The following is a 3,309-nucleotide window of genomic DNA, read 5'->3' as shown; positions in this document are numbered from 1 at the left end:
GCCCTGCCGTGACACGCGCGTCGACCTTGCCCGCGTGCGTGAGGCCATCGGCGTCTTCGGTGCGAGGAGGTAGCGCGTGGATGCACGACAGATCGCGCTCCTGACGTTGTCGGAGTGGGAGTCGGGCGACCGGAAGATCGATGCGGTCCTCGAGCGGGAGCTCAGGACGGCGACGCTCGACGACCGCGATGTCGCGCTGGCCCAGAACCTCACGTACGGGGTCATCCGCTGGAAGGGACGGCTCGACTGGGTGCTCGACCAGTACGTTAAGGGTGGTCTGCTGGCGCTTCCCATCACCATTCGGAACGCGCTCCGCCTGGGGCTCTATCAGATCGACTATCTCGACCGCATCCCGCCGAGGGCCGCCGTCAGCGAGTCGGTCAACCTGGCCAAGCGCTACGGCCACCGCGGCACGGCCGGGCTGACGAACGCGGTTCTCCGGAACATCCTGACCAGCCTTCGGCCCGACTTCCCCACGATGGAGGAGGACCCGGTCGCACACATCAGCGTGGTCTACTCCCACCCTCCCGTGCTCATCGGCCGGTGGCTCGACCGCTACGGCCCGGTCAACACGACCATTCTCTGCGAATACAACAACCAGGTGCCGCGTCTGGTGGCACGGGTGAACCGGCTTCGCACGGACGCGGCCGATCTGGCGAAGTCGCTCCGCCGTGACGGACGGGACTCCCGCCCGGGACGGTACTTCGACGACTGTATCGAGATCCTAGGCGGCGGCGACGTGAAGGACCTGACCGCCTTCAGGAATGGTGAGATGCAGTTCCAGGACGAGAGCACGCTGGCGGCGGTCACGCTCCTCAACCCGGAACCAGGTGAGACGGTCGTCGACATGTGCGCGGCGCCCGGAGGCAAGACGACGGCGATCGCCGACCGCATGCGCGGACACGGAACGATCAAGGCGTTCGAGATATCCGACAAGCGGGCCGACATGCTCCGGGAGAACATCGAACGGCTGGGCCTGGACAACTGCGAGGTCATCGAGGGCGAGGCCACGTCCGAGACGGCAGGCGGGGCCGACGCGGTTCTGGTGGACGCACCGTGCACGGGAACCGGGACGCTCGGGAGACGGGTCGACGCGCGGTGGAAGTTCGATATCCACGCCCGCGAGCGCATCAGGGAGGACATCGAGGAGCTCGAGAGGATCCACCCGCGGCAGATCTTCGCCCGGCAGACGAGCCGACAGCTGCGCCTCCTGCACACCGCCGCGAAGCTCGTGAGACCGGGCGGGCGCATCGTCTACAGCACCTGCAGCCTGGAGCCCGAGGAGAACACCTACGTGGTCAAGCGCTTCCTCGAGAAGCGGAACGACTTCACGGTCGAGAACGCCGCCAGGTTCTGCCCCGACATGTTCGTCGACGGAGGCTACGTCTCGATCCTGCCGCACCGCCACGGCATCGACGGGGCGTTCGCCGCGCGGCTCGTGAGGAAGGGCGGAACGGGGGACGACGTGATGTACGAGGAGGAGCCTCTGCCGAACGAGGCGACGATGGAGCTCTCGGTCGAGGGCGTGCTCTCGAGCGAGGAGGTGACGGCGTGAGCGACGCTCCGAAGGTGAGCCGCGACGAGGCACCCCCGGCAGAGAACCGTCGCTCGGCGTGGCGGAAAGGCCCGCTGAAGTGGCTCGTCGACATCTCGGCCGTCCTCGCGGGCATCGTCGCCGTGTTCGTGCTGTTCAACTACGTGATCATGCCGATCCTCGTCGGGGCGGGCGACCTGGTCGAGGCGCCGGACATCCAGGGCAAGCTACTCATCGACGCGGAGAGGGCCGCGGACGCCGTCGGGCTCGGCGTGCGCATCGAGACGACGCGGCCGCACCCGAGCTACCGCGAGGGCGCCGTGGCGTCGCAGGTGCCGTCGCCGGGCGTCGAGATGAAGGTCGGGCGCAGCATCGCGGTCGTCCTGAGCGAGGGCCAGGACATCCGGACCGTCCCGCCGCTCGGCGGGCTCACGGCGCGGCAGGCGCAGCTCGACGCGGAGGCCGCGGGCTTCACCGTCAGCGAGATCGTCGAAACGCACACGACCCGCGTCGAGCGCGGACGCGTCGTGGGGACCGATCCCGGGCCCGGGGCCGTCGCGCCCGCGGGGACGCCGGTCAAGCTCCTCGTGAGCCTGGGACCGAGGCCGCTCGAGTTCATCATGCCGTCGCTCGTCGGGCGGACGCCCGAGGAGGCGCGCGTCATCGCCGAGGGGCTGGGGCTGGTCGTGCGCGCGGTCAAGTACGAGCGCGGCGACGGACGCTTCCACCGGGACGTCGTGGTCGTCCAGGACCCGGCCGCCGGCTCGCACGTCGTGGAGGGCGAGGGCGTGACCCTGAGAGTGGGCAGAGGGTAAGAGACCGGACCGCCGCACAGAGCCGCCGGGGGTCCGTCGTACACCACCGCACGGGAGACGCCATGAGCGAACAGCGCATCCTGATCTCACCGTCCATTCTTGCGGCCGATTTCGCCAGACTGGGCGAGGAGATCGAGACGGTCGTCGAGGCCGGCGCCGACATGATCCACATCGACGTCATGGACGGTCACTTCGTGCCGAACATCACGCTGGGACCCGTCATCGTTCGCGCGGTGCGCAGCGTGACCGACGTTCCGATCGACGCGCATCTCATGATCACCGACCCGGCCGAGTACGCTCCCGCGTTCATCGACGCCGGCGCGGACTACATCATGTTCCACAGCGAGGTCTGCAAGGACGCCCACGAGGTCATCGAACTCATCCGTGCGCGGGGTGCGAAGCCCGGGCTGGCCGTCAACCCGCCCAACCCGGCCGCGCACATCGAGCCCTACCTCGAGGCGATCGACCTCGCGCTCGTCATGACCGTGAACCCCGGGTTCGCCGGGCAGAGCTTCATCCCGGACGTGATGCCCAAGCTCCGGCAAATCGCCGACTGGAAGAGGGAGCGGGGGCTCTCCTTCCTCATCGAGGTCGACGGCGGCGTCGGACCCGACACGGCCCCCGAGGTCGCGCGGAACGGGGGCGAAGTGCTCGTGGCCGCGTCCGCCATCTTCGGACACGACGACCGTGCGGCCGCCCTGAGGGACATCCGGACGGCCGCGACGGCGGCGCTCGAGAGATAGAGGGGTCTCACATGGTGCGCACGACCGCGATGCTTGTGGCCGTCATCGCTCTGCTGACCGCGGCCGCCTGGGCGACGCCGCTTGCTGATGCGATCGAACTCGCCGAGGGACATCGCGAGGCCGGCCGGCTCCAGGAGGCCGTCTCGGTGATGGAGAAGGCCGTAGCCGACAACCCCGAGAGCCCGAAGGCGCACGCCTACCTCGGCCTCTATCTCGG

At 69.1% G+C, this 3,309-nt stretch carries 4 protein-coding genes; all 4 read left to right on the top strand.

All coding sequences use genetic code 11. From position 1 onward, the window contains the following. Nucleotides 1-76: 76 nt before the first annotated feature. Nucleotides 77-1,555: a 16S rRNA (cytosine(967)-C(5))-methyltransferase RsmB gene (gene rsmB / locus GF405_00625; protein MBD3366659.1), complete on the top strand. Its 1,479-nt coding sequence runs from the start codon at nucleotides 77-79 to the stop codon at nucleotides 1,553-1,555. Next, nucleotides 1,552-2,349: a PASTA domain-containing protein gene (locus GF405_00620; protein ID MBD3366658.1), complete on the top strand. Its 798-nt coding sequence runs from the start codon at nucleotides 1,552-1,554 to the stop codon at nucleotides 2,347-2,349. The genes rsmB and GF405_00620 overlap by 4 nt, the downstream gene beginning before the upstream one ends. A 62-nt stretch (nucleotides 2,350-2,411) precedes the next feature. Continuing rightward, a complete protein-coding gene (locus GF405_00615) occupies nucleotides 2,412-3,092 on the top strand; it encodes a ribulose-phosphate 3-epimerase (protein ID MBD3366657.1) in 681 nt (226 codons plus the stop codon). Between the two features lie 11 nt (nucleotides 3,093-3,103). Continuing rightward, a partial coding sequence (locus GF405_00610; GenBank protein ID MBD3366656.1) for a tetratricopeptide repeat protein occupies nucleotides 3,104-3,309 on the top strand: 206 nt, incomplete at its 3' end.

This window comes from Candidatus Effluviviaceae Genus V sp., assembly GCA_014728125.1.
GTDB lineage: Bacteria > Joyebacterota > Joyebacteria > Joyebacterales > Joyebacteraceae > WJMD01.
This window is presented reverse-complemented; position numbering and strand designations above follow the sequence as displayed.